Source organism: Pseudomonas sp. XP2 (assembly GCF_053557975.1).
This window is the reverse complement of sequence record NZ_JBNRIK010000018.1, coordinates 31073-35400: the sequence shown is the minus strand read 5'-3', so window position 1 is coordinate 35400 and position 4328 is coordinate 31073. Positions and strand designations below refer to the sequence as shown.

5 protein-coding genes are annotated in these 4328 nt (G+C 63.6%); 3 read left to right on the top strand and 2 right to left on the bottom strand.

Features of this window, described 5'->3' with window-relative positions:
* Window positions 1-28 precede the first annotated feature (28 nt).
* Both ACK1VC_RS18980 and ACK1VC_RS18975 read right to left on the bottom strand, forming a co-directional pair.
* Window positions 29-1177 (bottom strand): patatin-like phospholipase family protein, encoded by a 1149-nt coding sequence (locus tag ACK1VC_RS18980; RefSeq protein WP_016485326.1) that lies wholly within the window; start codon window positions 1175-1177, stop codon window positions 29-31.
* 146 nt (window positions 1178-1323) lie between these two features.
* Window positions 1324-2259 carry a lipid A biosynthesis lauroyl acyltransferase gene (locus ACK1VC_RS18975; protein WP_191087352.1) on the bottom strand — a complete coding sequence of 312 codons (936 nt, stop codon included), beginning with the start codon at window positions 2257-2259 and terminating at the stop codon, window positions 1324-1326.
* A 111-nt stretch (window positions 2260-2370) separates the two neighbouring features.
* On the opposite strand from ACK1VC_RS18975, the gene minC reads away from it, so the two are divergent.
* From minC to minE, 3 genes are all read left to right on the top strand, one after another.
* On the top strand, window positions 2371-3132 hold the full coding sequence (gene minC / locus ACK1VC_RS18970) for a septum site-determining protein MinC (protein WP_016485324.1): 762 nt from the start codon (window positions 2371-2373) through the stop codon (window positions 3130-3132).
* A gap of 101 nt (window positions 3133-3233) precedes the next feature.
* Window positions 3234-4046: a septum site-determining protein MinD gene (gene minD, locus ACK1VC_RS18965; protein WP_016485323.1), complete on the top strand. Its 813-nt coding sequence runs from the start codon at window positions 3234-3236 to the stop codon at window positions 4044-4046.
* A gap of 3 nt (window positions 4047-4049) precedes the next feature.
* Window positions 4050-4304 carry a cell division topological specificity factor MinE gene (minE, locus tag ACK1VC_RS18960; protein ID WP_003252572.1) on the top strand — a complete coding sequence of 85 codons (255 nt, stop codon included), beginning with the start codon at window positions 4050-4052 and terminating at the stop codon, window positions 4302-4304.
* Window positions 4305-4328 lie beyond the last annotated feature (24 nt).

The following is a 4328-nucleotide window of genomic DNA, read 5'->3' as shown; positions in this document are numbered from 1 at the left end:
CCCGGCGATGAGGCCGGTACAGGCAACATTAAATTCCGAGGAACTGACACAGCTCCCGCTTCTTGGCCAGGGCATCCTTGCGCCCCAGTTCGATCAGCTCACTGCAATAGCTGGCCTCGAACAGCAGATAGCTCAACACCCCCGCCCCGCTGGTGCGGGTCGCCCCTGGCCCACGCAGGAACAGGCGCAACGCCGCCGGGAGCTCACGCCGGTGCCGGGCGGCGATCTCATCCAACGGCTGGCTGGGGGCTACCACCAGCACCTCGACTGGGGCCAGCCCCAGGCGCCGGGCATCCAGATGCGCCGGCAGCAGCCGGCTCAGGTGGTTCAGCCGCTGCAGCAGCTCGATATCGTCTTCCAGGCTGTCGATGAACGTGCTGTTAAGCAAGTGCCCACCAATCTGCGCCAGGCTGGGCTGCTGCCCGCTGAACACGCGCTGAGTGGGCAAGGGCGGCGCTGGCCGCTGCGGGTTGCCGCTGACCCCGACCACCAGCACCCGGCTGGCGCCCAGGTGCAGGGCTGGGCTGATCGGCGCTGACTGGCGCACCGCGCCATCACCGTAGAATTCGTCGCCCAGCTGCACCGGGGCAAACAGCAGTGGAATGGCCGCGCTGGCCAGCAGGTGGTCGATGGTCAATGGCGTGGGCACACCGATGCGGCGGTGGCGCAGCCAGGCTTCGATGGTGCCGCGCCCTTGGTAGAAGGTGACCGCCTGGCCAGACTCGTAGCCAAAGGCGGTGACGGCCACCGCGTGCAACTGCTCGGCGGCCAGGGAATGGCCGATGCCATCCAGGTTCAGGTGTGCCTCCAGCAGGCTGCGCAAGGGGCTGCTGTCCAGCAGCGCTACTGGCGCCTGGCCGCCCAGCCCCAGCAGGCTGTGGCCGACAAAACGGCTGGCCTGACGGACTACGCCGGGCCAGTCGCTGCGGATGACCAGATGGCTGCGAAAGTTCTGCCAGAAGGCGGTTAGCCGCTGCACGGCGTCGTTGAAGTGGGTGGCGCCGCTGGCCAGGGTGACGGCATTGATGGCACCGGCAGAGGTGCCGACGATGACCGGGAACGGATTATGTGCGCCGGCGGGCAGCAGCTCGGCGATGCCGGCCAATACGCCGACCTGATAGGCGGCACGGGCGCCGCCGCCAGAAAGGATAAGACCGGTTACCGGGGGTGGGGCCATGGCTTCCTTCCTGGATTCACTTTGTCAGTACCAGCCTCTTCGCGGGGCAAGCCCGCTTCCACAGGTATCCCTGCTCCCTCAGGCCGTGTAGAAAACCCGTGGGAGCGGGCTTGGCCCGCGAGGGGCCGGCACTCACAGCACAAATTTCAGCGCTTTTTCTTGTCATACAGCCGCGGCGCACCCTCGGGCCGCGACTTGAACCGGCGGTGCGCCCACAGGTACTGCTCGGGGCACTCGCGCAACACACGCTCGACCCACTGGTTGATGCGCAGGCAGTCGGCCTCTTCGCTTTCGCCTGGGAAGTCCACCAACGGCGGGTGGATGACCAGACGATAGCCGCTGCCATCCTCCAGGCGCTTCTGGGTGAACGGAATCACCTGTGCCTTGCCCAATCGGGCGAACTTGGTGGTGGCGGTTACCGTCGCCGCCGGGATGCCGAACAGCGGCACGAAAATGCTCTGCTTGGCCCCGTAGTCCTGGTCTGGTGCGTACCAGATCGCCCGGCCCGAACGCAGCAGCTTGAGCATGCCGCGCACGTCCTCGCGCTCCACCGCCAGCGAATCGAGGTTATGCCGCTCGCGGCCGCTGCGCTGGATGAAGTCGAACAGCGCATTGCCGTGCTCACGATACATACCGTCGATGGTGTGCTGCTGGCCCAGCAGTGCGGCGCCGATTTCCAGGGTGGTAAAGTGCACGGCCATGAGGATAGCGCCTTGCCCCGCCTGCTGGGCGGCCTGCAGGTGCTCCAGCCCCTCGATATGGGCCAGGCGCGCCAGCCTGGCCTTGGGCCACCACCAGCTCATGGCCATTTCGAAGAAGGCGATACCGGTAGAAGCGAAGTTGGCCTTGAGCAAACGCCGCCGCTCGTCGACCGACAGCTCCGGGAAGCACAGCTCTAGGTTGCGGGCGGCAATGCGCCGACGCTCGCCGGCAAAGCAATACATCACGGCCCCCAACGCGGCACCGGCTTTCAACAGGACCCGGTACGGCAACTGGACCACCAGCCACAGCAGGCCCAGGCCCAGCCACAGGCCCCAGAACTTTGGGTGAAGGAAATAGGGGCGAAAACGCGGGCGTTCCATTGAAGCTTCCGGAAAGACAAAGGCTGCGCATTCTACAACGGATCAGCGTATGTTGCGGGCAACCGGTGTTCTCGTTATAAATCAGGGCACTTTTTTCGCAACAAGCCGTCTATGCAGACCATGAGCCCAAACCACACACCCGACACCGCCTCCGTGTTCCAGCTCAAGGGCAGCATGCTCGCCATCACAGTGCTGGAACTGGCGCGCAATGACCTTGAAGGCCTCGACCGCCAGCTGGCGGCCAAAGTTGCCCAGGCACCGAATTTCTTCAGCAATACGCCACTGGTGCTGGCGCTGGACAAGCTGCCGGCCGGCGAAGGGGCAATCGACCTGCCAGGCTTGATGCGTATCTGCCGCCACCATGGCCTGCGTACCCTGGCCATCCGCGCCAATCGCATCGAGGACATTGCAGCCGCCATCGCCATCGACCTGCCGGTGCTGCCACCGTCCGGCGCCCGCGAGCGGCCGCTGGAGCCGGAACCCGAGGTTGTCAAAAAACCCGAGCCGGCCCCCGTGCCACCACCCCCCCCCGAGCCCGAGGTGCGCCCGACCCGGATCATTACCGCGCCTGTGCGCGGCGGCCAGCAGATCTACGCGCAAGGTGGCGATCTGATCGTTACCGCCTCGGTCAGCCCGGGCGCGGAACTTCTGGCCGATGGCAACATCCATGTGTACGGCGCCATGCGCGGGCGCGCCCTGGCCGGCATCAAAGGCAACACCAAAGCGCGTATCTTCTGCCAGCAGATGACCGCCGAAATGGTCTCCATCGCAGGCCAGTACAAGGTTTGCGAAGACCTGCGCCGCGACCCTCTGTGGGGCACCGGTGTGCAAGTCAGCCTGTCCGGTGATGTGTTGAACATCACCCGTCTTTAACGGATACTTGCCGTCATTTTCAGAGCAACTTTTTTAACTGTTGCCGTTTTTATGCTTTTTGCCGGGACACGTGTCCCGACTTATTTTAGGGGTGAAACACCTTGGCCAAGATTCTCGTGGTTACTTCCGGCAAGGGGGGTGTGGGCAAGACCACCACCAGCGCCGCCATTGGTACCGGCCTCGCACTGCGTGGCCACAAGACCGTCATCGTCGACTTCGACGTGGGCCTGCGTAACCTCGACCTGATCATGGGCTGCGAGCGCCGCGTGGTGTACGACTTCGTCAACGTGGTCAACGGCGAGGCCAACCTCCAGCAGGCGTTGATCAAGGACAAGCGCCTTGAGAACCTGTTCGTGCTGGCCGCCAGCCAGACCCGTGACAAGGACGCGCTGACCCAGGAAGGCGTGGAAAAGGTGCTGATGGAGCTGAAGGAAACCTTCGACTACGTCATCTGCGACTCGCCGGCCGGTATCGAGAAAGGCGCACACCTGGCCATGTACTTCGCAGACGAAGCCATTGTGGTCACCAACCCCGAAGTGTCCTCGGTACGTGACTCCGATCGCATGCTGGGCATCCTGTCGAGCAAATCGCGTCGCTCCGAAAAAGGCGAAGAGCCCATCAAGGAACACCTGCTGATCACCCGTTACCACCCCGAGCGCGTGGAAAAGGGCGAAATGCTGAGCATCGCCGACGTCGAAGAGATCCTGGCGATCAAGCTCAAGGGCGTGATTCCCGAGTCTCAGGCCGTGCTCAAGGCTTCCAACCAGGGTATCCCGGTCATCCTCGACGACCAGAGCGACGCTGGCCAGGCGTACAGCGATACCGTCGACCGCCTGCTGGGCAAAGAAAAGCCCCTGCGGTTCATCGAAGTGCCGAAGCAAGGATTCTTCGCGCGACTGTTTGGAGGCAAGTAAACCATGAACCTTTTTGACTTCTTTCGTGGCAGACAGAAACAGACCAGCGCGTCGGTAGCGAAAGAGCGTCTACAGATCATCGTGGCGCACGAGCGCGGCCAACGCAGCGAGCCGGACTACCTGCCGGCGCTGCAGAAAGAACTGCTGGAAGTGATCCGCAAGTATGTGAACATCGGCAACGATGACGTGCACATCGAGCTGGAAAACCAAGGCAGCTGCTCGATTCTGGAGCTGAACATCACCCTGCCGGATCGCTGATCTGGCTGAAAGCCGGGGCTGCTT

Coding starts and splice junctions, on each gene's coding strand:
- ACK1VC_RS18980 (WP_016485326.1), bottom strand. CDS start 1,177: ATGGCCCCACCCCCGGTAACCGGTCTTATCCTTTCTGGCGGCGGCGCC.
- minC (WP_016485324.1), top strand. CDS start 2,371: ATGCAGACCATGAGCCCAAACCACACACCCGACACCGCCTCCGTGTTC.
- ACK1VC_RS18975 (WP_191087352.1), bottom strand. CDS start 2,259: ATGGAACGCCCGCGTTTTCGCCCCTATTTCCTTCACCCAAAGTTCTGG.
- minE (WP_003252572.1), top strand. CDS start 4,050: ATGAACCTTTTTGACTTCTTTCGTGGCAGACAGAAACAGACCAGCGCG.